At 64.0% G+C, this 25,731-nt stretch carries 23 protein-coding genes; 11 read left to right on the top strand and 12 right to left on the bottom strand.

Features of this window, described 5'->3' with window-relative positions:
• Positions 1 to 22: 22 nt before the first annotated feature.
• The 4 genes from ACFOMH_RS06215 to ACFOMH_RS06200 are packed head-to-tail and all read right to left on the bottom strand — an operon-like array spanning position 23 to position 4,072.
• On the bottom strand, positions 23 to 673 hold the full coding sequence (locus ACFOMH_RS06215) for a PqiC family protein (RefSeq protein ID WP_374423459.1): 651 nt from the start codon (positions 671 to 673) through the stop codon (positions 23 to 25).
• A 2-nt stretch (positions 674 to 675) separates the two neighbouring features.
• Positions 676 to 2,739: a PqiB family protein gene (locus ACFOMH_RS06210; RefSeq protein WP_374423461.1), complete on the bottom strand. Its 2,064-nt coding sequence runs from the start codon at positions 2,737 to 2,739 to the stop codon at positions 676 to 678.
• Positions 2,736 to 3,398, bottom strand: a complete 663-nt coding sequence (locus ACFOMH_RS06205) for a paraquat-inducible protein A (RefSeq protein WP_377743298.1) — start codon at positions 3,396 to 3,398, stop codon at positions 2,736 to 2,738. Before ACFOMH_RS06205 ends, ACFOMH_RS06210 begins: the two co-directional genes overlap by 4 nt.
• Entirely contained in the window at positions 3,395 to 4,072 is a 678-nt protein-coding gene (locus ACFOMH_RS06200) for a paraquat-inducible protein A (protein WP_374423464.1), read from the bottom strand. Before ACFOMH_RS06200 ends, ACFOMH_RS06205 begins: the two co-directional genes overlap by 4 nt.
• A 106-nt stretch (positions 4,073 to 4,178) precedes the next feature.
• On the opposite strand from ACFOMH_RS06200, the gene ACFOMH_RS06195 reads away from it, so the two are divergent.
• The 6 genes from ACFOMH_RS06195 to ACFOMH_RS06170 all read left to right on the top strand — a co-directional run bounded on the left by ACFOMH_RS06195 (position 4,179) and on the right by ACFOMH_RS06170 (position 11,681).
• The gene (locus ACFOMH_RS06195; protein ID WP_377743295.1) at positions 4,179 to 5,777 is read left to right on the top strand and encodes a GMC family oxidoreductase; all 1,599 of its coding nucleotides are present in this window, start codon (positions 4,179 to 4,181) and stop codon (positions 5,775 to 5,777) included.
• Positions 5,778 to 5,842: 65 nt separating this feature from the next.
• Positions 5,843 to 6,643 (top strand): flagellar motor protein MotB, encoded by an 801-nt coding sequence (locus tag ACFOMH_RS06190; RefSeq protein WP_374423469.1) that lies wholly within the window; start codon positions 5,843 to 5,845, stop codon positions 6,641 to 6,643.
• Positions 6,644 to 6,730: 87 nt separating this feature from the next.
• The gene (locus tag ACFOMH_RS06185) at positions 6,731 to 8,071 is read left to right on the top strand and encodes a flagellar hook protein FlgE (protein WP_374423471.1); all 1,341 of its coding nucleotides are present in this window, start codon (positions 6,731 to 6,733) and stop codon (positions 8,069 to 8,071) included.
• A gap of 36 nt (positions 8,072 to 8,107) precedes the next feature.
• Entirely contained in the window at positions 8,108 to 9,568 is a 1,461-nt protein-coding gene (gene flgK, locus ACFOMH_RS06180; RefSeq protein ID WP_377743293.1) for a flagellar hook-associated protein FlgK, read from the top strand.
• Entirely contained in the window at positions 9,565 to 10,584 is a 1,020-nt protein-coding gene (locus tag ACFOMH_RS06175; RefSeq protein WP_377743291.1) for a flagellin N-terminal helical domain-containing protein, read from the top strand. Before flgK ends, ACFOMH_RS06175 begins: the two co-directional genes overlap by 4 nt.
• Complete coding sequence (locus ACFOMH_RS06170) at positions 10,581 to 11,681, top strand: flagellar basal body P-ring protein FlgI (protein WP_377743289.1); 1,101 nt, start codon at positions 10,581 to 10,583, stop codon at positions 11,679 to 11,681. Before ACFOMH_RS06175 ends, ACFOMH_RS06170 begins: the two co-directional genes overlap by 4 nt.
• A gap of 89 nt (positions 11,682 to 11,770) precedes the next feature.
• Here ACFOMH_RS06170 and ACFOMH_RS06165 read toward each other — a convergent pair whose 3' ends face one another.
• Positions 11,771 to 12,421 carry a carbonic anhydrase gene (locus ACFOMH_RS06165; protein ID WP_374423801.1) on the bottom strand — a complete coding sequence of 217 codons (651 nt, stop codon included), beginning with the start codon at positions 12,419 to 12,421 and terminating at the stop codon, positions 11,771 to 11,773.
• A gap of 144 nt (positions 12,422 to 12,565) precedes the next feature.
• On the opposite strand from ACFOMH_RS06165, the gene ACFOMH_RS06160 reads away from it, so the two are divergent.
• The 5 genes from ACFOMH_RS06160 (at position 12,566) to ACFOMH_RS06140 (ending at position 17,640) form a co-directional block, all read left to right on the top strand.
• On the top strand, positions 12,566 to 12,943 hold the full coding sequence (locus tag ACFOMH_RS06160) for a hypothetical protein (protein WP_374423479.1): 378 nt from the start codon (positions 12,566 to 12,568) through the stop codon (positions 12,941 to 12,943).
• A gap of 71 nt (positions 12,944 to 13,014) precedes the next feature.
• Positions 13,015 to 14,409 (top strand): leucyl aminopeptidase family protein, encoded by a 1,395-nt coding sequence (locus ACFOMH_RS06155; protein WP_377743288.1) that lies wholly within the window; start codon positions 13,015 to 13,017, stop codon positions 14,407 to 14,409.
• A complete protein-coding gene (locus tag ACFOMH_RS06150) occupies positions 14,406 to 15,257 on the top strand; it encodes a C40 family peptidase (RefSeq protein WP_374423482.1) in 852 nt (283 codons plus the stop codon). Before ACFOMH_RS06155 ends, ACFOMH_RS06150 begins: the two co-directional genes overlap by 4 nt.
• 22 nt (positions 15,258 to 15,279) lie before the next feature.
• Positions 15,280 to 16,362, top strand: coding sequence for a saccharopine dehydrogenase (locus tag ACFOMH_RS06145; RefSeq protein ID WP_377743287.1), 1,083 nt, complete (start codon positions 15,280 to 15,282; stop codon positions 16,360 to 16,362).
• Between the two features lie 69 nt (positions 16,363 to 16,431).
• Complete coding sequence (locus tag ACFOMH_RS06140; RefSeq protein ID WP_377743286.1) at positions 16,432 to 17,640, top strand: PQQ-dependent sugar dehydrogenase; 1,209 nt, start codon at positions 16,432 to 16,434, stop codon at positions 17,638 to 17,640.
• Positions 17,641 to 17,671: 31 nt separating this feature from the next.
• Here the strand turns inward: ACFOMH_RS06140 and ACFOMH_RS06135 are convergent, their stop codons facing one another.
• From ACFOMH_RS06135 to purH, 7 genes are all read right to left on the bottom strand, one after another.
• Positions 17,672 to 18,043 (bottom strand): DUF3775 domain-containing protein, encoded by a 372-nt coding sequence (locus tag ACFOMH_RS06135; protein WP_374423488.1) that lies wholly within the window; start codon positions 18,041 to 18,043, stop codon positions 17,672 to 17,674.
• Positions 18,044 to 18,119: 76 nt separating this feature from the next.
• Entirely contained in the window at positions 18,120 to 19,955 is a 1,836-nt protein-coding gene (gene mutL / locus ACFOMH_RS06130) for a DNA mismatch repair endonuclease MutL (protein ID WP_377743284.1), read from the bottom strand.
• Between the two features lie 43 nt (positions 19,956 to 19,998).
• Positions 19,999 to 21,312 (bottom strand): M16 family metallopeptidase, encoded by a 1,314-nt coding sequence (locus ACFOMH_RS06125; RefSeq protein WP_377743283.1) that lies wholly within the window; start codon positions 21,310 to 21,312, stop codon positions 19,999 to 20,001.
• Positions 21,309 to 22,721 carry a M16 family metallopeptidase gene (locus ACFOMH_RS06120; protein WP_377743281.1) on the bottom strand — a complete coding sequence of 471 codons (1,413 nt, stop codon included), beginning with the start codon at positions 22,719 to 22,721 and terminating at the stop codon, positions 21,309 to 21,311. The genes ACFOMH_RS06125 and ACFOMH_RS06120 overlap by 4 nt, the downstream gene beginning before the upstream one ends.
• 125 nt (positions 22,722 to 22,846) lie before the next feature.
• A complete protein-coding gene (locus ACFOMH_RS06115) occupies positions 22,847 to 23,407 on the bottom strand; it encodes a DUF3035 domain-containing protein (protein ID WP_374423496.1) in 561 nt (186 codons plus the stop codon).
• A gap of 31 nt (positions 23,408 to 23,438) precedes the next feature.
• Positions 23,439 to 24,119, bottom strand: coding sequence for a signal peptidase II (lspA, locus tag ACFOMH_RS06110; RefSeq protein ID WP_377743279.1), 681 nt, complete (start codon positions 24,117 to 24,119; stop codon positions 23,439 to 23,441).
• On the bottom strand, positions 24,119 to 25,708 hold the full coding sequence (purH, locus tag ACFOMH_RS06105; protein ID WP_377743278.1) for a bifunctional phosphoribosylaminoimidazolecarboxamide formyltransferase/IMP cyclohydrolase: 1,590 nt from the start codon (positions 25,706 to 25,708) through the stop codon (positions 24,119 to 24,121). The genes lspA and purH overlap by 1 nt, the downstream gene beginning before the upstream one ends.
• Between the last annotated feature and the right edge of the window lie 23 nt (positions 25,709 to 25,731).

The raw sequence follows: 25,731 nt of genomic DNA, 5'->3' as shown, positions 1-25,731 counted from the left end.
CGGGCAAAGTGAGGCGGGAATGTCAGCTGCCTTCCAGCGGCGGCAGGGGCTGCGAAAAGATGTCGTTGATGTCCGGCACCGGGGCCGAACTGGTGCGGATCGACCGACCCGGCCCCGCCAGCTGCGCGATCTGGCGCGCAAGCTGGCCGACGGCCTGTGACTGCGCGCGCGCGATGGTGGCGGGCTTGTCATCGGCCAGCGGCACGGAAATGTCGAAGCTGCGCGCCTGATTGGCGCCGCCCGCGCCACTATCGGCGACGAAATAGCGCCCGCTCAGGCGATAGATGCCATCGGCCCGGGCCAGCGCCTGTTCGACGCGGACCTCGATCTTGCGGCGCGGCGGCTCGGCCAGCGGCCATGGCTCGGCGATCACCGTCGCGCCCGACACGTCCGAAATCGCCCGCGCCAGGCTTTGGGTCACGGCGCGTTGCGGATTGTCGGCCCACAATTCCTTGGTGTTCGAACGCACGGCCCCGTCGGCGGTCTGCCAGCTGACTTCGCCCGCCGCCGCATATTCCGGCAGCGACACATCCTTAAGCTCGGCGGTGCCCAGCCGGTTGGGCACCGATCCCCCCGTCACCGGCGGGTCGATCAGATAGCGGGCGGTCTTTTCGCCGTTAGAACACGCGCCCAACAGGGTCAGCACAGCGACGGAAACAAGGATCAGGCGCATCGTTATCGTCCCAGAATAAAGGCTTGCGGATTGCGTTCGATGGTGCGCGCCAGACTGCCAAAGGCATTCGCGGCGCGGCGCATCTCGCGCATCAGGTTGACGGTTTCGTTGTTGAAATCCGAACGCGCGCCATAGGCCGCCAGCACCGCATCGGCCCGCGCCGCAAGCTGTTCCAGCCGCGCCGAAAGCTGCGGCAGGCTTTTCGCCGCCTGGGACACATCCCCGGCCGCCGTGCTGGCCGAGGCCAGCGCACTGTTCAGGCTGCCGGCGGCATTGCCGTCGCGCAGATCGTTCAAAAGACCCGAGGCCGCCTTGAGCGTGTCGGACAGGTTGCGCGGCAATTGCTCGGCATCCTCGGTGCCCAGCACGGCGCGCAGATCGCGCAGGATGCCCTCGGCCTCGGTGCCGATGGCAGCAAAATCGACCTCGCCGACCTTGGCGACGGTTTCGTCGATATCCTTGACCATTTGGGGCACATCGGCGGCGGCCAGCTTGACCGCCTCGGCGGCGGCCGTGGCCTCGTCGATCATGGCGCGGATCTGGGTCAGGGCGCCGGATTCGCGCAGTTCGGCCGTGGCCGAGCGGATTTCGTCGGTGGCGGCCTGCGCATTCTCAAGCGTGCCTCGCAGCGCGGTGGGAATGGCGCGGGTATCCTCGTTGCTGGCCAGCGCAGTGACGCTGTTCATCATGTCGGTCGCGGATTTCAGCACCTCTTCCAGCGGCAGGTTGCCGACACGCGCCAAAAAGCCCTGCGCATTTCCGGTGAAATCGGAAATGTCGCCCGCGACGGCGGGGATGCGCGGATAGGGCTGGGCCGTGCGGTCCAGCTCGGCCGCGGCGGAATCGGGCAGTTCGACCAGCTCGATCTCAAGCGAGCTGCCGAAAAAGCCGGCGCTGGCCAGCCGCGCGCGAAGGCCTGCGGCGACCTGATTGGCGATGAAATCAAGTCCCTGTTCCTGGGTCGCGTCGGCGCCAAGACCAAGCCGCGCCGGCGTGATGGCCAATGTCACCTCTTGCTGGACGCGTTCCTTGCCCTGATCGTCGGTCGTCACCCGCGCCGCCAGATCGGTGACACGCCCCACGGTCAGTCCCATGAACTGGACATTGGCGCCGGTTTCCAGCCCGGTCACCGATTCGTCGATCAGCATGGTCAGGCGGACCGCGTTGGATTCCTCGGAAAACAGGTTCGCGCGGGCGGCCTCTTCGTCCGGTTGCAGCTGGAAGACATGGCCATCCTCGACCGGCTGCCCGCCCGAGGTGAAGGTGGCGAACTCGGCCCCGCCCTGAAGCACCGAAGCCAGCGAATTCACATTCAGCGACACCCCCTGCGCGCCCAGCGAAACCGAAAAGCCCGAGGTGTCCCAGAACGCCGAACTGGTGGTCAGACGGCGGTCATGCGGGGCGGCGATAAAGACATCGGCAAGGACCGACTCGTCATCCTCGGACAGGCGCAGGTTCTGCATCTGGCCGACCTGAATGCCGCGAAACGTGACCGGCGCGCCATCCATCATCCCGCGCGAGCGGTCGGTCGACAAAACGATCCGGGTGCCCTTTTGGCCCAAACTCGCCGGCGGCTTATCCAAGCCCTGGAAATGGCTCAGCTTTTCGTCGGGCTTGTCGTCCCAATACCCTTCGATAAAGGCACCGGTCAGCACCGTGTCCAGCCGCGAAATCCCCTGTGCCGAAACCTGCGGCCGCACGATCCAGAACTGGGCATCCCTGTCGATATAAGGGGCCAGATCCTTGTCGACGCGGATATTGACCAGCACCTGTTGCAGATCGTCGGTAAAACGGACGGATTCCACCTTGCCCACGGTGATCTCGCGGAATTTCAGCGCCGTCTCGCCCGGGGTGATACCGGTTGCATCCTTGAACGAAACCGAAATCAGCGTGCCGCGGCTGGCCAGAATGTTCCAACCCACGCCCAGCGTCACGATCAGCGCCAGAATCGGCACCAGCCAGATCAGCGACATGCCCGCGCGCACCTTTCGGACGGCAGGCTTGCGGGCGGGTTCGGCGGGTTTCAGGGGGGCGTTATCGCGGTCGGGCGGAGTTGTGTCCGTCATTCTTCTTCCTTGCGGCTGCGCAGCGGCAGGCCGCGCCAGATAAGTCTTGGGTCAAAGCTTTGTGCAGAAAGCATGGTAAAGGCAACAGAAAGCGCAAAGGAAACCGCCGCCGGCCCCGGATGGATCGAGGCGACAAAGCCCAGCTGCACCAGCGCCGACAGGATGGCGACCACGAAAACGTCGATCATCGACCAGCGGCCGATGAACTCGACGATTTCATAGACGACCAGCCGGCGATGGGCATCCTTGACCGTCGCCGGGCGCCCGGCGACCAGAGCCAGCCAGGTGATGATGATGAATTTCGAAATCGGCACCACGATCGAGGCGATAAAGACCACCGCCGCGACCCCATAGCTGTCGTAATGGATCAACTCGACCACACCGCCCAGAATGGTGGCTTCGCTATTGCCCATCAGCCCGCCCAGCGTCGAAGTCTTGAGCATCGGGAACATATTGGCGGGAATGTAAAAGATCAGCCCCGCCACCAGCCAGGCCCAGACCGCGTTCAGACAGCGCCGATCAGGCGGAACCAGCGCGCGGCCACAGCGTCCGCAGACGGTTTCGGCATCGGGCCAGACGCGCCCGCAGCCACGGCAACCGATCAGCCCGGCGCGATGCGCGGTCATCACCGGGCCTTCATGTCCATCGGTCGGGATCATGGCCGGCCCTCGATCATTTCGCGGCCATCCGTGGGCATGCCGCCATCCTCGATGGCGTCCCAGATCGTGGCCGCGCTGGTAAAGGCATTGCTGGCCGCGTTCACCACGATCAGCCCGCAAAACGCCCAGAAGGCCGGACCAAAGCTGATCGTGGCCAGACCGCCCACCTTGACCAGCGCCACCGCCGTCCCGATGACAAAGATCTCGGCCATGGACCAGGGGCGCAGCGCCTCGGACAGGCGAAAGGCGGTGACGGCGTGACGAAATGGCGCACGCCCCTGTGACAGCGGCAGCAAGGTATAGACCAAAAGCATCGCGCGCAGCACCGGCAAACCCACGATCGTCGCCAAAAGCGCCACCGTCAGCGGCAGCAGCGCGCCATCGGAAAACGCCATCGCGACCCCGAAAAGCGAGGTCGCATTGCCAAACCCCATGCGCGAGATTTCCAGAAACGGAAAGAACACCGCCCCCACCATCAGCACCAGCGACGTAAAGGACAGCGCGATGATACGCGTGAACGCCCCGGCCTGGGGACTGGCCAGCACCATGTTGCAACGCACGCAGCGCGCCGTCTCGCCGGATTCGAGTTCGCGTTCGATATGCAGCGCGTCGCAGCGCGGACAGGCGATCAGCCCCGCGCCCGTGGTCAGATCATAGTCGCCCTCGGTTTGCATGAACGCAAGATATTGACATGTTGGCCCGGCGCAAGGGCTCGTCATGCCAACTTGCGCAAGGGTTGCGCGGTTTCTACAGTTTCGGACAAAGCGGTCGGGAAAGATCATGGAATATGATTTCATCATCGTCGGTGCCGGCAGCGCGGGCTGCGTGCTGGCCAATCGCCTCTCTGCGGATCCCCGTCACAAGGTTTTGCTGATCGAGGCCGGCGGGCGCGACAATTACCACTGGATCCATATCCCCGTCGGCTATCTTTACTGTATCGGCAATCCCCGCACCGATTGGGGCTACAAAACCGCGCCCGAGCCCGGTCTGGGCGGGCGGCAATTGCTTTACCCGCGCGGGCGGGTGCTGGGGGGCTGTTCATCGATCAACGGCATGATCTATATGCGCGGACAGGCCGCCGATTACGACCACTGGCGACAGCTGGGGTGTACCGGCTGGGGCTGGGACGACGTCCTGCCGCTGTTCAAGGCCTCCGAGGATTACTTTGCCGGCGCCTCGGCCGATCATGGCGCGGGCGGCGAATGGCGGGTCGAGAAACAGCGCCTGCGCTGGGATGTGCTGGACGATTTCGCCCGCGCGGCCCAGGCCGCCGGCATCCCCGCGACCGACGATTTCAACACCGGCGACAATGAAGGTGTGGGGTATTTCAAGGTCAATCAACGTGGCGGCTGGCGGGTCTCGACCGCCAAGGCATTTCTCAGGCCGGCCTTGGGACGACCGAACCTGTCGGTGATGACCAATGTTCAGGTCGGCCGCATCCGCTTTCAGGATCGGCGCGCCATCGGGGTCGAGATCCTGCGCAAGGGCGGCCGGGATCGCGAACTGATCCGAGGCCAGCAGATCGTCCTTTCGGCCGGCGCCATCGGCAGCCCGCAGATCCTTCAACTTTCGGGGATCGGTCCCGGTGCCTTGCTGCAATCCATGGGCATCGAGGTGTTGCGCGACGCCGCCGTGGGCGAAAACCTTCAGGATCATCTTCAGATCCGCTGCGCCTATCGCGTTGATGGCGCGCGCACGCTGAACTCGATGACCCGGCATTGGTGGGGCAAGGCCATGATCGGCGCACAATACGCGCTGTTTCGCAACGGCCCGATGAGCATGGCGCCCAGCCAACTGGGCGCCTTTGCCCGCTCGTCGCCGGATGTGGCGACGCCAGATCTGGAATATCATGTTCAGCCGCTCAGCCTGGATGCCTTTGGTGGCGATCTGCATGATTTTCCCGCGATCACCGCCAGCGTCTGTCATCTGCGCCCAGAAAGCCGGGGGCATGTGCATATCGCCGCGCCCGACCCGCTGGCGCATCCGCGGATCGCGCCCAATTACCTGTCCACCGCCGGCGACCGGCTGGTGGCCGCGAGGGCGATTCGCCTGACCCGCAAAATCATGTCGCAACAGCCCATGGCCCGGTACCGCCCCCAGGAATTCCGGCCCGGCCCGGATGCCGATGGGGACGACATGCTGGCCGAGGCGGCCGGGCGCATCGCCTCGACGATCTTTCATCCGGTGGGCACCGCCCGCATGGGCGCGGATCCCGGATCGGTGGTCGATCAGGATCTGAAATTGCGCGAATTTCATGGGGTTAGGGTTGCCGACGCCTCGATCATGCCGACGATCACCTCGGGTAATACCAACAGCCCCACGGTCATGATCGCGGAAAAGGCGGCGCGCATGATCCTTGCGGAAATGCGCGGCATTTGACCCGTTAACTGGATATTAGCCGCTGGCTTCTAGACCTTTTCCAGACCTGTCGGAAGGGGATGGCCATGGCCACGAACGGGGGCAATGCCCCGATCATCATCAAGCGCGTGCAGGGTGGCGGCGAGGCTGGTCACCACGGCGGCGCCTGGAAAGTCGCCTATGCCGATTTCGTGACCGCGATGATGGCGTTCTTTCTGTTGATGTGGCTGCTGAACGCGACGACGGAAAAACAGCGACAGGGGTTGGCCGAATATTTCAACCCGACGCTGATCCACACCACCAGCAGCGGCAGTGACGGCCCTTTCGGCGGTGAGGTTCAGGATGCCGAAACCAATTCCGGCAAAGGGGCCGGCGCTTCGACCGACCCCATGTCCGCGCGATCAAGCCCAAGCGACGAGCCCAATTTCGACGCCATAGCCCGCCATGTTCAGAACCAGCTGACCGGCAGTGGCGCCGAGTCGATGCAAAAGACCAATCTGCTGCGCCATGTCGTCACCCGGATGACCGACGAAGGACTGGTCATCGAACTGACCGATCTGCTGAACGAACCCCTGTTCGAAGGCGACAGCGCGCAGCCGACCCCGGCGATGAAGGAACTGGCCGGCATCCTTGGCGGCGTTCTGGGGCGCGTCAAGAATCAGGTCGCGCTGACCGGACATGTCCGCGCCTATCCCGAAATGCTGATCCACTCCCCGGTCTGGGCGCTTTCGGATGCGCGCGCGCATACGGTGCGCAACCTGCTGGGGGAAACGGGCTTCAACGAAAGCCGGATCCAGCGCGTGACCGCCTATGCCGATCGCCGCAACCGTTCGGTGAACCCGATGGATCCCAACAACAACCGAATCGAAGTGATTTTACTGAGATGATCTGCCGGGAGGCGATGCCGTTAGCGGCATCTTAACCCGGCTGCGAAACACTTAACCCAAGAACGACTCACATAGGGTGACCCAAGAATGTCGATTTCATCTGCACTCGCCGCCGGCGTATCCGGGATGGCCGCCAATGCGACGCGCCTTTCCAACATCTCGGACAATATCGCGAACTCCAGCACCTATGGCTACAAGCGGGTGGATACCGAATTCGAAAGCATGGTGATCAACCAGTCGCGCGGTGGCGGCGTCTACACGGCGGGGGGCGTTCGCACGACCACCACCCGCGACGTCGATCAGCGCGGCAACCTGGAAACCACTTCGCGGCCGCTCGACATCGCGATTTCGGGTCGCGGCATGCTGCCCGTCACCACGATCGGCGAAGTCGGGCGCAATCCCGCAGGTACGCAGGATCTTACTATGACCCGGACGGGATCCTTCAGCCCCGACCATCAGGGTATCTTGCGCACCAGCTCGGGGCTGGTGCTGCTGGGCTGGCCCGCGAATTCGGATGGTACGGTTCCCGCCCAGCCGCGCGACGGGGTGAGCGGTCTTCAGCCCATCACCATCAACACCAGCCAGACCGCGGCTGATCCGACGACGCGCGTCAATCTGGGCATCAACCTGCCTGCCGACGACTCGATCGGCGGTTCCGTGGGCGACCCCCATGAAATGAATGTTCAATATTTCGGCAATCTCGGAAACGCCGAAACCTTCGCGATTTCATTCACTCCCAATGTCAGTGGTGCCGCAGGCACGCGGTCGAACACCTGGACCATGGAAATCCGCGATTCCGCGATTGTGAATGATCCCGCCACCGCGGCCGATGAATCGCTGGTCGGCAGCTATACCATCGAATTCAACGACATCCAGACCGGCGGCGGCACCATCGCAAGCGTGACCACCAACTCCGGCGGCGCTTACGACCCGGCAACGGGTGAGTTGACGGTTAACGCCGCGGGCGGCCCGATTGCCTTCGACATCGGCCGCTATGGCGACAGCACCGGCATGACACAGCTGAGCGCCGCGTTCTCGCCGGCAAACGCCTCGCGCAACGGCTCACCGGTCGGCAATCTTGTCGGCCTTGAAGTCAACGAAAAAGGCCAGCTCCAGGCCAGCTATGACACCGGCTTCACCCGTACGCTGTACCAAATCCCGCTGGTCGATGTGCCCAACCCGAACGGTCTGATCGCCTTGGACAATCAAACCTACAAGGTCTCGCCGGATTCGGGCTCGTTCTATCTTTGGGATGCGGGTGACGGCCCGACCGGCGCAATGGTCGGCTATGCGCGCGAGGCCTCGAATACCGACGTCGCCGCCGAACTGACCGATCTGATCCAGACTCAGCGCGCCTATTCATCGAACGCCAAGGTCATCCAGACGGTGGACGAGATGCTTCAGGAAACCGCGAACCTGAAACGCTGATACTAACCGGATCACCCTCATCAAAGGAGCCTCGCCATGAGTATCTCTGCCGCCATCGCAAACGCGGTTTCCGGCCTGACCGCCGCATCGCGGGGCACCGAAATCGTCTCGACCAATATCGCAAACTCGCAGACCGAGGGATACGCAAGACGTGAGCTCGAATTGTCGTCGCGCCTCTATGAGCGCGGCGGCGGCGTCGTCATCAACGGCATCGACCGGATCGTCAATGCCGGACTTCTTGCGGATAGCCGTCTCTCCCAGGCTCAACTCGGTGCATCCGACACGATTGCACAGTTTCATCGCGCAATGGAGAACGTTGTCGGAACCGCGACTGACGCGTCTTCATTGGGCGGGTCTCTTACCGCATTCAACGCGGCCTTGACGAACGCGGCTGCCCGACCGGACAGCGATGTCCGCCTATCGGCGGTTGTGGATACTGCAACCGCGCTTGCCAACAAGATCAACAAGATCGCCGACGACGTTCAAAGTGCACGCACAGATGCGGAACGCACAATTGCCAATGATGTATCGCGTTTGAACTCGGCGCTCGAGCGGGTCGCCTCGCTCAACAAACAAATTGCCGCTCTGTCTGCTCAAGGCAAGGATGCTTCGTCCCAGATGGATGCCCGCCAAGCCGCCATCGACAGCATCTCCGAGATCGTGCCGCTGAAACAGGTGCCGCGCGACAATGGTCAGGTCGCCCTGTTCACCACTGGTGGCGGCATTCTTCTGGATGGGACCAAACCGGCAAGCATCGAGTTCACCCCTGCTGGCCCCATTAGTCCGGGCATGAGTCTGGCGGCAGGCACGCTCTCTAACCTGCGCTTCAACGGCAAGGAATTGACCGTTTCTCAGCAGGCTACAATGTTTGCCAAAGGGACCATCAGCGCAAGTTTTGCGGTCCGCGACGAGATTGCCCCCGCCTACCAAACCCAGATTGATGCTTTGGCTCGCGATCTTTACGATCGCATATCCGACCCTGCCCTCGACACGACACTGCCAACGGGCGGCCCCGGGCTGTTTACGGACGATCAGAACGCATTTCTGAGTGCAAACGAAGCCGGCTTCGCAAATCGGATATCCGTGAATTCCTCTGTGGACCCCGCATCCGGGGGCGAGCTTTGGCGGATTCGTGCCGGCATAAATGCCGCAACCCCTGGCGACACCGGGGAAAGCCGGCTGCTGAACAATCTCAGCTCTGCGCTCTCGGCTGTGCGCGCACCGTCATCGGGAAACCTGTCACCCAGCTTGCGTTCGATGCATTCCCTTTCTTCGGAATTCTCGTCCCTTGCGGCATCAAATCGGATCAATTCGGAAGCAACAGCCCTGCAAAACAGGTCGCAATCCGAAAGTCTGCGAACCGCACTTTTGGCCGACGGGGTCGATACGGACAAGGAAATGGAAACCCTCTTGGCCCTCGAACGCGCCTATTCAGCGAATGCCAAGGTTTTCCAATCTGCCAACGACATGCTTGATACCATCCTGAGGCTGACATGAGCAATTTTTCTTCGATCGGTGACCAAGCCCGTTCTTATCAACTTCGCCTGTCTCAGTTTCTGCTCAAGGGCAAGCTTGATCGGCTTTCAAAGGAGGTCACGACGGGTATCAAGGATGATATCCCGCTCGCCCTCAATGGTGATCTTTCGCGCATATCGAGCATAGAGACGCGTCTTACTATGCTGGCTGCGCATAATCAGAACGCATCGGAAGCAAAGAGCATGTTTGCAGTCATGCAGAGCGCGCTTGAACGCATTCAGACCGTTGTCGTTGAAGCCGGCCCCAATCTGCTGAACGAGGCCGGAGGCTCGTCGGAAGATATGTTGCGCCTCAGCGCCAATACCATGACCGAAGAATTCCGGTCTTTTTTTGGCGCGTTGAACACCGAAGTTAGCGGACGGCATGTGTTTTCTGGCACACGGACTGATACCGCTCCACTCGCCGCATTCGAAGACATGGTTGCCGAGTTGACTGCCACAACCGCCGGCGCCACCACGGCAACGGATATCGTAAATCGGATTGATGCGTGGTTCGACGCCCCGTCGGGCGCGGGTGGGTTTGCGGATACCGTCTATCGTGGCAGTAATTCCGGCAACAACAACATCGCGGTCGCAACAGACCGGGCGGTCGGCACCAACCTAACGGCGAATTCTGCTGAACTAAGAACCACGCTGAAGGGTATGGCCATCATGACTTATGTTTCCGAATCCGGCGCTGGCCTGGATTCGGCGACCATGCGTGAACTGTTCAATGCCGCCGGCCTGAGGCTTGTCAGTGCCGGTGTCGGAATCACCAATGCTCGCGCAATGTTAGGCATGCAGGAAGCGGCAGTCGCCCAAGCTACAACCCGCAACACGGCCGAAATCTCATCCTTGTCAATCGCCAGATCGACACTTATCGCGGCCGACCCCTATGAAACGGCGACAGCACTACAGGAAACACAGGCCAGTATCGAAAGCCTTTACACTCTGACTTCCCGCCTTTCCCGGCTTAGCCTGACGGATTACCTGTCATGAAGATACTTTGCGCCATCGTATTTCTGCTGACATCGCTCAGCTGGGCAAGCGCAGCGCCTGTCCGGATCAAAGATCTGGCCAATATCGATGGGGTAAGGGGGAACGATCTCGTTGGCTATGGTCTGGTCGTCGGGTTGAACGGTTCTGGGGACAGTCTGAGAAACTCACCCTTCACAGAAGAGATCATGGCCGGTCTGCTCGAACGCCTGGGCGTAAACGTAACTGAGGAGGCGTTTCGCCCCAAGAACGTCGCGGCCGTGATCGTTACCGCGACATTACCCCCATTCGCGCGCGCGGGTTCTCAGATCGACATTAACGTGGCTGCTATCGGTGATGCGAAAAGCTTGCTGGGGGGTACGCTTGTGATGACTCCGCTAAATGCGGCGGATGGCGAAATCTATGCCGTCGCACAAGGCTCGGTGCTTGCTGGAGGGGTCGAGGCCTCGGGTGCCGCGGCGTCGGTCGTTCAGGGTGTGCCAACCACGGGCAACATTCCCTCCGGCGCAAGGGTCGAGCGCGAAGTGTCTTTCGACTTCTCGCAAATGACCAACCTGCGGCTGGCATTGCGAAACCCTGACTTCACGACGGCGGCCCGTGTAGAGGCCGCGATCAACCGCAAACTGGGGCGCGGTTTGGCTCAGCTTGTCGATTCCGGAACGATCGCAATCGACTCGACGGTCCTGGGTCAGGTCAATCCTGCGCGTCTCATGGGACAGATCGAGAATATTACTGTCGAACCTGAAACCTCAGCTCGGGTGGTCATTGACCACAAGTCCGGCACGATTGTCATTGGCGAAGACGTGCGGATATCGCGGGTGGCTGTTTCTCAGGGCAACCTGACTTTGCGTGTTCGGGAGGCTCCCGTAGTTTCACAACCCAATCCGTTCTCGCCGGGTGAAACAGTGGTCGTGCCCCGGACACAGGCAGAAATCACCCAAGAGCCTGGTATCGGCTTCGCCGAGGTCTCGGGTGAATCGTCTCTTTCTGATGTGGTCGCCGGCCTGAATGCGCTTGGGATCCGCCCAAGGGACATGATCGACGTTCTCAAGGCGGTTCACGCCGCAGGCGCGCTACATGCCGAGTTTATTGTGAACTAAAGCAAATGCCCGCATTCGCGGGCATTTGTGCATAGAAACAGCCAGGGGCGCAAAGGGTCAGAAAGTTAAAACCAGCGCGCCTTGCGCGTTCAGGCAACCGGTACGAACGCTTCAATCTTGCTGTCATATTGCTCGAGCGTTCCTTGCGCGATGTCGTGCAGAACTCCGTGCAGCGACAAATCCCCGCTCTCGACAGCCGCCCTCACAAACGGGAACGTCATCAGGTTTTCCAGTGAGATCAGCACTGCCTGCTGTTCAAGAGCACGTATCTGCTGATCCGCTGGAAGGTCCGAAACGCGATCATAACCGGGCCGCAGAATATCCATCCAACGCCCAACGAAGCTGGTTTTTTCCTCAAGCTCGGGAGCATGCCCCGAACACATGGCGTGGCATCCCTGCACCCCCCCGCAACCGGTATGACCGACAATGACCAAATGCGCGACTTTCAGCGAATTGACGGCATATTCGACGGCCGCCGACGTCCCGTGCTGTTCGCCATCCGGGGCATAGGCGGGAACGAGGTTGGCAATATTGCGATGGATGAAGAACTCGCCCGTATCGGCGCCAAAGATCGATGTGACATGGACTCGCGAATCGCAACACGCGATCACCATCGCGCGCGGACGCTGACCATCCTCGGCCAGGCGGCGATACCAGGCGCGGTTCTCGGTGAAGGCCGTCGCGTGCCAGCCATGATAGCGCTGTACCAGATAGTGCGGCAGCAGAGTGGCTAGTTTCATGGCTTCCTCATCCATTGTCCCCGCGTTTGATAGCCGCAAGACGGATAAAGTTCGAGGGGTTTAGCATCGCGCGGATAACCTTTTCTTGAGAGATTGATGACAGGTTGCAAAGCTGTGCGGGAAATCCCGGCGTGAGGAAGAAATATGACAAAAGTTGCGCTTCTGACAGTCGACGAAGCTGTGCGCATCGACCTGCAAAGGCTCGATCAACTGATCCGTGAACTGGGTGAGGCGACGGCGGTACAGGTAATCGGTGCCGCTCTTGAACAACTGGCCCTTGCGCTGACCCGCACATTGACCGCGACCGAGAAAGGCGATCTGGCTGCGGTGGCCGATCATGCCGATCAGCTTTCACGCCTTGCATGGCAGGTCGGGCTGGTCACGTTGGCGGGGGTCGCCGTCGATGTGGGAAGCTGCGCCGAACGACAGGATCGCACCGGGCTTGCCGCGACCGCATCACGACTGCGCCGAACCGGCAACCGATCGCTGACCCAGATCTGGGAAACGCCGGAAAGCGGATAGCGCCAAGGACCCCTTGCAGCCATCGGCATCCGCGCTACCCTGTGGCAAACATACCCAGCACGAGAGTTCATATGCCACCGGAATTCGGCGATCCCAATGCCCCGACACGGCCAGTTTGGCTGGTTCGGCAGACGACGGACGGCCCCCAACTGCCCGACGCCATCACCGAAGCCGATGCGGCATGGGCCCGTGCACAGGGTTTTGCCGGCAGAACCGGCCAGATCTGCCTGCTTCCCGACCATGCCGGGGGGATCGTGGGCGCGCTTTACGGCATCGGCCGCGAATCGCCACGCCATCACCGGGAACGCTATGTGCTTGCCACCGCTGCCGAAAAGCTGCCGGCCGGGAACTGGCGTCTGGCCAATCAGCCCGCAGGCTTTGATCCGGCCCTTGGCGCGCTGGGCTGGCTGTTCGCGCAATATCGTTTTGCCCGCTACAAGAAGGCCGAGCCCGCATCCGCTCATCTCGTTTGCCCCGAGGGGGTGGACGCCAAGCGCATATCGGCGCTGGCCGAGGGAGAGTTTCTTGTCCGGGATCTGATCAACACCCCGGCCTCGGATATGGGGCCCGCGCAGCTTGAACAGGCGGCGCGCGATCTTGCGGCGCGACACGGGGCACAGATTTCGGTGATCACGGGCGACGAGCTGATCGCCCGGAACTTTCCAATGATCCATGCGGTCGGGCGCGCGGGGGCAGAACCGCCGCGCCTGTTGGATCTGCGCTTTGAGGGTCGCGGGCCACGGGTCACGCTGGTCGGCAAGGGGGTCTGTTTCGACACGGGCGGGCTGGATATCAAGCCGGCCTCGTCAATGGCCCTGATGAAAAAGGACATGGGCGGGGCGGCCAATGTCCTTGGGCTTGCCGACACGCTGGCGCGGCTGGGCATGACCCGGGATCTCAATCTGCGCGTGCTGATTCCTGCGGTCGAAAATGCGATCTCCGGCAATGCCTTTCGACCCGGCGATATCCTGACCAGCCGCAAGGGGCTGACCGTTGAGATCAACAATACCGATGCCGAGGGCCGGCTGGTTCTGGCCGACGCGCTGGCTTTGGCCGATGAAGAGGCGCCCGAGCTTCTGATTTCGATGGCGACGCTGACCGGCGCGGCGCGGGTGGCGCTTGGCCCCGATCTGCCGCCGTTCTTCTGTGACGACGATGCTGTGGCTGCGGCGATGCAGGCCGCGGGGATGGCCCATGCCGATCCGGTCTGGCGGATGCCCTTCTGGAACCCGTATGAAACCATGATCGAGCCTGCAATCGCGGATCTGGACAATGCGCCCGGCGGCGGCTTTGCCGGTGCGATCACGGCGGCGCTGTTCCTGCGACGCTTTACCGGAAAGGCGCGGCACTATCTGCATTTCGACATCTATGGCTGGCAACCCAGCGCCGCCCCCGGCCGGCCCAAGGGTGGCGCCGGACAGGGCATGCGCGCCATCCTGAACGCATTGCCAGAGTTGCTGAAATGACCGTGACACATGACCGCCGCCTGACCCCGGCCACCGAACGCGTCGCATTGGACAGGTTGCGGGGCGTGATCGACCGCCCCGCCTATACGGCCGGACGCCCGGCACGGGTGACGGTGCCAATCGCCGATCTGTGCCGCGCCCCGGCGGGTGCCCGCGACCGGCAGGTGAATTTCGGCGCCGATCTGACGGTGATCGACGAAAACGAGGGCTGGGCTTTCGTCGAGGCCGCGCTGGACGGTTATTGCGGCTGGATCCGGGCCGCACATCTCGGCGATGCCGACGCACCGATCACCCATCGCGTCAGCGCGCCTGCGACCCATATCTATTCGGCGCCCAATCTCAAGACGCCCGAGACGCTCAGCCTTTCGCTGGGCGCGCGGCTGTCGATCAGCGGGCGGGACGGCGCCTTTGCGCAGCTGGTGCAAGGCGGCTGGATCCCGGCGCAGCATATCACCGACCTGCCCGCCAAGGATCCGGCCGCGGTCGCCGAACAGCTGATCGGCACCCCTTACCTTTGGGGCGGAAACAGCCGCTGGGGCATCGACTGTTCGGGGCTGATGCAGGCGGCATTGGCGGCCTGCGCGGTGGCCTGTCCCGGCGACAGCGACATGCAAGAGGCGGCCTTTGCCCCCATTGAGGGCGAGATCCGCCGCAACGACCTGTTGTTCTGGCCGGGGCATGTCGCGATGGCGCTGGATGGCGATCGGATGATCCACGCCACCGCCTTTGCCATGGCCGTCATTATCGAGCCGATCAAGGCCGCAATTGCCCGCATCGACGCCTCGGGTCAGGGTCCGTTCCGGGGCGCGCGTCGGCCCGAGCTGGTCACGAAAGGCAGCTTTCCGTAAGCTTTTTTTCGAAAGGGGGGATATGACGCATCTTTGGGTCCGCGCGGAAAGCCGCGATAACGAACGCCGTGTCGGTCTGACCCCGGACGGGGTGCGCAGCCTTTCGGCGCGCGGCATCCGCGTCACCGTCGAGAACAGCCCGCATCGCATCATCCCCACCGCCGATTACGCCGCCGCCGGGGCCAGGATCGCGCCTCAGGACAGCTGGCCCGACGCGCCCCCGGACGCCATCATCTTCGGATTGAAAGAGCTTCCCGCACAGGGCGGCCCCCTGATCCATCGCCACGTCATGTTCGGCCATGCCTTCAAGGGCCAACCGGGTGGGCAGGCATTGCTGCGCAGGCTTCGTGATGGCGGCGGGGCGCTTTACGATCTGGAATACTTGACCGATGCCGATGGTCGCCGGCTGGCCGCATTCGGCTATTGGGCGGGGTTCGCCGGAGCTGCGGTCGCGCTCAAGGCATGGGCCGCACAGCGGTTGGGGGGCGTTTGCGGGCCGGTCCAGGACTGGGCATCGCAGCGCGCAATGACCGATACCCTGCGGGCCGAACTGGATGCCACCGGCGCGGCGCGGCCGCATGCGCTGATCATCGGGGCTTTGGGGCGCGTGGGCAGCGGCGCGCTGGCACTGCTGACGCAGATGGGGGTTCCGGTCACGAAATGGGACATGGCCGAGACGGCCAGCGGCGGCCCCTTTCCCGAAATCCTTGCGCATGAGGTTTTCATCAACTGCATTCTTGCAGGTCCCGGCACCCCGGTTTTCGTCCCGCCCGAGGCCACGGCGCCGGGACGCGCGCTGAGCGTCATCGGCGATGTCGCCTGTGACCCGGAAAGCGACTTCAACCCGATCCGGGTCTATGACCGGGTGACCGATTGGGCCAATCCGGTGCTGCGCGTCGCCACGCAACCGCCCTTGGACGTCATGGCCATCGACAACCTGCCCTCGCTTTTGCCCTATGAAAGTTCGGTCGACTATGCCGGCCAGCTGCTGCCGGTGCTGCACGGTCTGGACCGTCTGGATCAGGGCGCATGGGGTCGCGCAAAGGCGCTGTTCGACCGCCATATCGCCCGGATCGGCGAGCCTCGCGATGGTGGCACCCCCTGACGAGATTGTCAGCGCCGCGACCGGGCGCGCGCGCTATACTGATCCCGACATAATGACGGAGACCCCGCCATGACGCCCCTGCGCGCCCTTGCCGCCACCTTTGCCCTGGGCCTCGCCCCGGCCTTGCCCGCATATGCCGATTTCAACGACGCCCCGCCCGAGGCGCGGGGGCAAAGCCCGGCCTTTCCCGGCCAGACCCGCGCAACCGTGATCCCGCGCGCGCCGCGCCTGATGCAGAACACCTTGGCCGAAGGGCTGAGCAACCCGTGGGGCATGGCGCTTTTGCCCGATGGCGGGGTCTTGATCACCGAGCGGCCGGGCCGGATGCGGCTTTACCGCGACGGCGCGCTCTCTGAACCGCTGAGGGGCCTGCCCGAGGTCGCGGATTCCGGTCAGGGCGGCTTGCTCGACGTGGCGGTCGCGCCCGACTTTGCCCGGACGCGGCAGGTCTGGTTCAGCTTTGCCCAGCCGCGCGGAAATCGCGAGAACGCGACAGCGGTCGGCACCGGCCGGCTGTCCGACGACGATACCGCGCTTGAGGATGTGCAGATCATCTTTCAACAGCAACCGGCGGTCGAATCGCCGATCCATTTCGGATCGCGGCTGGTTTTCGATGCAAAGGGCAATCTTTATGTCACCACGGGCGAGCGCGGCCTGTCTTCGGCCGAAAACCCCGCCTCGCAGGATCTTTCGAACCATCTGGGCAAGGTGCTGCGGCTGGACGCCGCAACCGGTCGCGCCGCATCCGGCAATCCGTTTTCCGATCCAGAGGCCCGGCCCGAAATCTGGAGCTATGGCCACCGCAACCTGCAAGCCGCAGCACTTGACCCCGAAGGCCGGCTCTGGACGGTCGAGCACGGCCCGAATGGCGGGGATGAGCTGAACCGCCCGCAGGCCGGGCGGAATTACGGCTGGCCGGTCATCAGCTATGGCCAGAATTACGACGGCAATCCCGTCAATGGCGGCATCACCGCTCAGGCCGGGATGGAACAGCCGGTCTATTACTGGGACCCTGTGATCGCGCCCAGCGGCATGGTGTTCTATCGGGGCGACATGTTCCCGGAATGGAACGGCAACGCGCTGATCGGCGGATTGCGGGCCGGCGCGGTGGTCCGGCTGACGCTGGATGGCGACCGGGTGACCGGGGAACAGCGTCTGGCCGAGGGGCTGGGCCGGATCCGCGATATCGAGATCGCGCCGGATGGCGCCCTTTTGGTGCTGACGGATGAGGATCCGGGCGCGCTGATCCGGCTGTCGCGCATCGGCGCGCAGCCCTGATCGGCGGCGTGGGGCCGGGCGCGGGCCTGACCTAGACCGGGCGCTGCAAGGCGTCCTCGGTATCCTCGGGGGAAATCCCAAGAGCGTCCATGCCGGCTTCGAGATAATCGGCCAGTTGCGGCTCGCCCATGAGGTAATCCTCGGTCGGCGAACTGCGTTCCACCTTGGCGGTTTCGATCGCCTCGTCCAGTTCCTCGGGGCCAAAGGTGTCACGGCCGATCCACATGACCGCGACCAGACTGGCCTGTTCGTCCTCGTTCAGGCTGGCGATGAATTCATGCAGTTCGGTCCGCGTGCCATGGCCTGTCCGCTGGCCGCTATGCGCCCAGGCGTTGACACCGCTGTCATATTCCCGCGCACGAATGATGACATGGGCGATCTTGTCGGGACTGATTTCCAGCATGCGATTCTCCGTCTATTGCACTGCTGTTGCGCCAGACCCTTGTCGCGCGGCCGGCCGTGCGGGTCAATGTGACGGACTAACCGCTGCGCCCGAAAAGCCGCTCGATATCGGATAGCTTCAGCTCGATCCAGGTCGGGCGGCCGTGGTTGCACTGGCCCGATTTCGGCGTCCGCTCCATCTCGCGCAAAAGCGCGTTCATTTCATCGGCGTTCATGCGCCGCCCCGACCGGACCGAGCCGTGGCACGCCATCGAGGACAGCACCGCATCCACCCGCGCCCGCAGCCGGTCCGAACTGCCCTGATCCAGCAGATCGTCCAGAATGTCGCGGATCAGCCGCGGCGCGTCGATGCGGGCGATCAGCGCCGGCACCTCGCGCACGGCGATGGCGCCGCCGCCAAAAGGCTCGATCACCAGCCCCAGCGCGGCCAGTTCATCGGCGATGGACAGGATGCGCGCGGCGTCGGGTTCGGACAGCTCGACGATTTCCGGGATCAGCAACGCCTGGCTGGCGATGCCGTTGACCTCGGCCTGCGCCTTGAGCCGTTCATAGACCAGCCGCTCATGCGCGGCATGCTGATCGACGATGACGATGCCGGTCGCAGTCTGGGCGATGATCCAGTTTTCGTGCAATTGCGCCCGCGCGGCGCCCAGCGGCGCGTCGGCCGGGGCGGTTTGTTCCGCCGGGGGTTCGACCCGCGCGGTCGGGGCCTCGGCGAAACCGGGGGCCTGAAAGCCAAGGCTGGCCGCGATGGCCGGGGCCGACGGCCTGTTGGGCGCGAAGCCGGGCGCGGGCCGGTAATCGGCCTGATAGGCGCGGGGCTGCATCGGTTCGGGCTGGGCCACGCCAAGCGCCGCCGCCGCCACCGTGGTCGACGCGCGATGCCCGGCCCCGGCCAGGGCATAGCGCAGCGCGCTGACCACCAGCCCGCGCGCCAGCGCCGGTTCGCGGAACCGGACCTCGGCCTTGGCGGGATGCACGTTCACATCGACCAGATGCGGATCGCAGCTGAGAAACAGCACCGCCGCCGGATGCCGCCCCGAGGCCAGCACATCCACATATCCCGCCCGCAACGCCCCGGTCAGCAGCTTGTCGCGCACCGGGCGGCCATTGACGTAAAGATGCTGCGCCACCGCCGCGCCCCGCGAATAGGTCGGCAGCGCGGCAAAGCCGGTCAGCGTGATCTCATCGCGCGTGGCATCGATGGGCAGCGCGTTTTCGATGAAATCGCGGCCCATGATCCGGCCCAGCCGGGTCTGCATGGCCCCGAACAATTCGCCCTGCTCGGCATCGGCGCGCAGCAGGGTGCGGCCCTCGTCCTCGTCGATCAGGGTGAAACCGACATAGGGTTCGGCCATGGCCAGACGGCGCAGCGTATCGGCCACGGCCTGGGTTTCGGCCCGGTCGGTGCGCAGGAATTTCAGCCGCGCGGGGGTAGCAAAGAACAGGTCGCGCAATTCGACCACCGTGCCGCGATTGCCCGCCGCCGGCCGCACCGGCCCGATATGGCCGCCCGCCACCGTGATCTGGGCGCCGTCATGGCCCGGCGCGCGGCTGGTGATGGTGAGCCGGCCCACCGCGCCCAGACTGGGCAATGCCTCGCCCCGGAAACCAAAGCTGCGAATATCCAGAAGGTCGCTGCCGTCGATTTTCGAGGTCGCGTGCCGCGCCAGCGCAAGCGGCAGATCCCCGGCGGTCATGCCGCAGCCGTCATCGGTGACGCGGATCAGCGATTTGCCACCCTTGGCGATGGCGACCTCGATCCGGGTGGCGCCGGCATCCAGGGCGTTCTCGACCAGTTCCTTGACCGCCGAGGCCGGGCGCTCGACCACCTCGCCGGCCGCGATGCGGTTGGCGGCGGCCTCGTCCAATTGCCGGATGATGGGGCGCATATTGGGGGCATGACTGTTCATGCCCCCAAATCTAGCAGGTTCCCAAGGATGGGAAAAGGATTCGTCACGGACTGGCGGTGATGCCTTCGGGACGGCCGACCAGCACAAAGCGGATCTCGCCGGAGTTCAGCAAACGCTTGGACACGCGGGCGACATCCTCGGCGGTCACGGCCTCGACCCGGGCATTGCGGGTGTTGACGTAATCGGCGGGCAGGCCGATCAGCTGCATCGCGCCCAGAATACCGGCGATACGGCCATTGCCGTTGAAACGCAGGGGATATTCGCCGGTCAGATAGGTCTTGGCATCGGCCAGTTCCTGGTCGGTGACGCCGCCCTCGGCGAAACGATCCCATTCCTGACGGATCAGATCGACCGCCTCGGCCACCTTTTCATTGGCGCTGGCCATGCCGCCCACCCAGTAATCGCCATAAAGCTTGTTGGCCAGCCCGGTGCTGACGCCATAGGTCAGACCGCGCTTTTCGCGGATCTCATCCATCAAGCGCGACGAAAAGCCGCCACCGCCCAGAATGTGATCGGCCACCGCGGCGGCGAAATAATCCGGGTCGGAAATCGGCAGGCCGGGCTGGGCAAAGGTCACCACCGTTTGCGGGCTTTCCCAGTCGATCACGGTGACGCCGCCGGTCAGTTGCAGCTTGGCCGCCTGCGGCAGGGGGGCGCTGCCCTGTTCCGGCAATCCGCCCAGGATCTTGTCCAGAAGCGCCCCCAGTTCCGCGGCAGAAATGTCTCCGGCGGCGGCCACCACGACGCGATCACGGGCCAGAATCCGGTTTTTTGCGTCGATCAGATCGTCGCGGGTCAGGGCCGCCACCGATTCGGCGGTACCGTTCACAGAGGTGGCATAGGGGTGATCGCCCCAGGCCTGTCGCGCCAGTTCCTTGGCGGCGATGGCCTCGGGATCCGTTGCCTCGTTGCGGATCACGGATTGCAACTGGCCGCGCACACGTTCGACCGCATCCGCGTCAAAGCGCGGCTCGGTCAGCGCCAGACGCAGCAATTCAGCCGCCTGATCGCGGTTTTCGGTGAGCGCGCGCGCACTGACGATCAGCGAATCGTCGCCGGCATCGAAATCGAGCCGGGCGCCCAGCCCCTCGACCGCTTCGGCGAACTGGACCGAATTCATCTCGCCCGCGCCCTCTTCCAAAAGCGCGGTCATCAGGCTCGTGGCGCCGCGCTTGCCGGGTGCATCCAGACTGGCGCCGCCCTTGAAGCTCAGCGAAAGCGCGGTGAAGGGGATCGAGTGATCCTCGACCAGCCAGGCCTTGATGCCGCCGGGCGAGGTGATCTGCTGGATGTCGATGGCGCGTGCCGGCAGGCTGGCCAGCGCCACGAAAGCAAAGGTGACAAGAGCGCGGATCATTCGGTTTCCCCTGAATTGGCTGGGACGGGCATGGCATCGGCGGATGCGGGTTGGGCACCGGCTTCGGCCGTGCCGGGATCGGCGGGCATCAGCCAGCCGGTCACATTGGCCGGGTTTTCCAGAACCAGTTTGGCGGCGGCGCGGATATCGTCGGGCGTCACCGCGTCCAGGATTGCGGGCCAGTCGTTCACATCCTCGATGCCCAGACCGACCGACAGGCCCTGCCCGTATTCATAGGCGCGGCCATGGGCGGAATCCTGGGAATAGATCTGCGCGGCGCGCAGCTGGGTCTTGACCCGTTCCAGCTGTGCGGCATCAGGGCCTTTGGCCAGGAATTTGTCCAGAGCCGCGTCCAGCGCCGCCTCGGCATCCGCGTTCGAGACGCCCTGCGCCGGGATCATCGACAGGCCGAACATCGTCGGATCGACGGTCAGCCCGTCGTAATAGGCGCTGACGCTCAGCGCCGTACCCGGCAGAACCAGATCATGCGTCAGGACCGAAGTCTGGGCCGATCCGGCCAGCAATTCCGCCAGCACGGTCAGCGCCGCCGCCATCTTCTGATCGCCCGGATTGCGTTCCGGCGCCAGCACGGTGCGGATCATGACAGGCTGGGCGACGCGCGGATCCGAACGCTCAATCCGGCGCGCGCTGTACTGAACCGGCTCTTGCGGGCGCGGCTTGCGGGCGACATCGGGCTTGGCCGGGATCGGGCCGTAATATTCCTGTGCCAGCTCGCGCGCGCGCTCGGGGGTCACGTCGCCGGCAATCACCAGCACGGCATTGTTCGGGGCATAATAGTTGTCGTACCAGGCGATTGCATCCTCACGGGTCAGCGCCTCGACCTCTTGCCGCCAGCCGATGATCGGGCGGCGATAGGGGTGGTTATAGAACTGAACCGCGCTGCGCTCTTCGGCGAATTGCTCGTCGGGGCTGCTGTCGGTGGTCTGCGAACGCTCTTCGAGCACGACCTGGCGTTCCGCCTGCCAGTCATCTTCGCCGATGCGCAGATTCTGCATGCGGTCGGCCTCCATCTCCATGACCAAAGGCAGCCGGTCGCTGGCGATGCGTTCGAAATAGCTGGTGAAATCGTAATTGGTAAAGGCATTGCCCATACCGCCATTGGCCGTCAGGATCCGGAACAATTCGCCCGGGGCCCGCTTGTCGGTGCCCTTGAACATCAGGTGTTCCAGATAATGGGCAATGCCGGATTTGCCTTCTTGTTCGTCGGCGGCGCCGATCTTGTACCAGACCATCTGCACGACGACCGGGGCGCGGTGATCCTCGATCACCACGGCCTCAAGCCCGTTATCCAGCGTGAATTGGCTGACCCCGGGCGGCATCTCGGCAAGCGCCGGCGTGGCGGCCAGAAACAGCGCCACAGGCGCAAAAAGGGGGGGACGTATCATCATCGGCAGGCTCCGGTTCCGGGTTGCGCAGAACCTGCCCGCAGGCAGCGGGCCGCACAAGCCCGCGACCAGTCATCTAACCGTGATCGAATCGCGTTTTCGCGAGCCGGTGAAAGGCCCCGCGGCGATCAATCGCCGCGCAGCACCGGTGCGTCGTCGATGGGGCTGGCCACCGGCTGGCCACGATCGCGCGGCGGCGCGGCGGGCAGCTGTACCCCGGTCGGGCGCCAGCGTTCCAGTTCCGTCCAGCTGTCCAGCGTCATTGGCTGATAGGCGCGGTAATAGACATTGCTGCGCGCCAGAACCTCAAGCAGGCGGCGGCCATTGCGGCTGCGCCATTCGACATCCTCTTGCGCCGTGACCTGACGGATCGCGGGATCGCGGCCAAAGCGCGAGGCATAGTTGACCAGCCCGCCATCCGAGGCGCCGATACCCTGTGCCGAGAGCTGGCCGGCATTGCCGCCAAGCGCGGCGACCGCATCGCCCAGTGGCGTCGGATCGGTCAGGTTGCCGCCGCCCGGGGTCGGGCTGGGCAGAACGTTCAGATCGTCGGGCATCTGCAAGGGTTTGGTCGGCACGATGCCGAATTCATCCGGCCCGTCGCCCCCGTTCGAGGTGTTCATCAGATGCGGATCGGTGCTGCAGCCGGCAAGCAACAGCATGGTCATGGTCAGCGCGATTGCCCGCATCATCCGTCCCTCATATCCTTGTGGCGCCGTTCTAGCGTGAATTGCCGGCCTCGTCACGGGTCTTGTCGTCAAGCGGCAATTCGGCCTGTTCCCCGGCCGGACCCGGCTGGGGCCGCGCGGTCTGGGGCGCGGCCGTCCGCGCCTTGGCGGTCGCCTTGCGTTTGCGCGGCGCGGGTTTTTTCTCTGGCGGCTGCAGCACCAGACCCAGCGCGCCCAGGAAAATCGCGATATCGGCAACATTGAAGCTGAACGGATTGCGCCAACCGGGCAGCGACATGTTCAGAAAATCCGCAACCGCGCCATAAAGCACCCGGTCGACCACATTTCCCAGCGCGCCACCGATCAGCAACCCCGCCGAGATCTGTGCGAAACGCGAGGGTTTCGCACGCCCGACCCAGATCCCGACCCAAAGACAAACCGCAAGCGCAATCGCGATCAGGATCCAGCGCGCCATATTGGCATCGCTGGCGAAGAGGCCGAAATTCATCCCCTGATTCCACGCCATGCGCAGATTGAGCCAGGGGTCGAGCACGTCGATTTCGCGCACCCGATCCAGTCGCATCACATGCACGACCAGATATTTCAGCGCCTGATCCAGCAGAAAGATCACCGCCGCCGACAGCCCGACATTGCGCCAGACACGGGGCTGCGGCTTCTTGCGGCTGCGGCGTTTCGCGGGCGCCTTGCGCGGTTTGTCGGGACTGTCGCTCATCAGTGTCGGAAATGCCGCTGTCCGGTAAAGACCATGGCAAGGCCAAGCCGGTCCGCCGCCGCGATCACCTCGGCGTCGCGCATGGATCCGCCGGGCTGGATCACCGCCTTTGCGCCCGCCGCCGCCAGGGCCTCGACCCCGTCGGCAAAGGGAAAGAACGCGTCCGACGCGACCGAGGACCCGATGGTCAACGCCTGCGCAAGGCCCAGCGCCTCGGCCATGTCCTCGGATTTGCGCTTGCCGATGCGGGTCGAATCAACCCGGCTCATCTGGCCCGCGCCGATGCCGACGGTGGCCATGTCGCGCGCATAGACGATGGCGTTGGATTTCACATGTTTGGCCACGGTCCAGGCAAACAACAGATCCTCCAGCTCTTCCGCCGTCGGCTGGCGCTGGGTCACCACCTTCAGATCGGCGCGGCTGACATGCCCGTTGTCACGTCCCTGAACCAGAAACCCGCCGGCGACCTGACGAAAGGCAAGACCGGGCGCCGCCGCATCGGGCAGCCCGCCGGTCGTCAGCAGACGCAGGTTCTTTTTCGCGGCAAAGATTTCGCGCGCCTCGTCGCTGGCCTCGGGGGCGATGACGACCTCGGTGAAAATCTCGGTGATGGCGCGGGCGGTTTCGGCGTCCAGCGCGGTGTTCAACGCCACGATGCCACCAAAAGCCGAAGTGCGGTCGCAATCATAGGCGCGCCGATAGGCATCGATCGCCGTCGCGCCACGGGCCACGCCACAAGGATTTGCATGCTTGATGATCGCGACCGCCGGTCCCTGTGCCGGGTCGAATTCGGCGACCAGCTCAAAGGCCGCATCGGTGTCGTTGATGTTGTTGTAGCTGAGCTCTTTGCCCTGCCACTGCCGGGCCGTGGCCACGCCCGGCCGGACCGAACCGTCGCGATAGAACGCCGCCGCCTGATGCGGGTTTTCGCCGTAACGCAGCGGTTGGGCCAGCGTGCCGGAAAAACTGCGGCGGCGCGGCATCTCGTCACCGATCGCCTGCGCCATCCAGCCCGAGACCGCCGCGTCATAGGCCGCCGTCCGGGCATAGGCGATCTGGGCCTGACGCTGGCGGAACGCATAGCTGGTCGCGTCGTCATTGGCGTCCAGTTCGGCCAGCACGGCGGGATAGTCCTGAACGTCCACGACCACGGTGACAAAGGCGTGATTCTTGGACGCGGCACGGATCATCGCCGGGCCGCCAATGTCGATATTCTCGATGCAATCGTCATAGGACGCGCCCTTGGCCACCGTTTCCTCGAACGGGTAAAGGTTCACCACCAGAAGGTCGATCATCCCGATATCGTGCGAGGCGGCGGCCGCCATATGCTCGGCATTGTCCCGCAACGCCAGCAACCCGCCATGCACCGCCGGATGCAGCGTCTTGACGCGGCCATCCATCATTTCGGGAAAGCCGGTGACATCGGCCACATCGCGCACAGTCAGCCCGGCCTCGCGCAGCGCCTTGGCGGTGCCGCCGGTCGACAGCAATTCGACCCCGCGCGCCGACAAAGCCCGCGCAAATTCGATTAGCCCCGCCTTGTCGGAAACGGAAATCAGCGCGCGTTTCAATGGAATGCGGTCGGTCATCGGTCAGGCCTCCGTTGATGGAT

The organism is Paracoccus mangrovi (assembly GCF_042648425.1).
Taxonomy (GTDB): Bacteria; Pseudomonadota; Alphaproteobacteria; order Rhodobacterales; family Rhodobacteraceae; genus Paracoccus; species Paracoccus mangrovi.
Note: the sequence above shows the minus strand (reverse complement) of the source record. Positions and strands in the feature narration are given on the sequence as shown.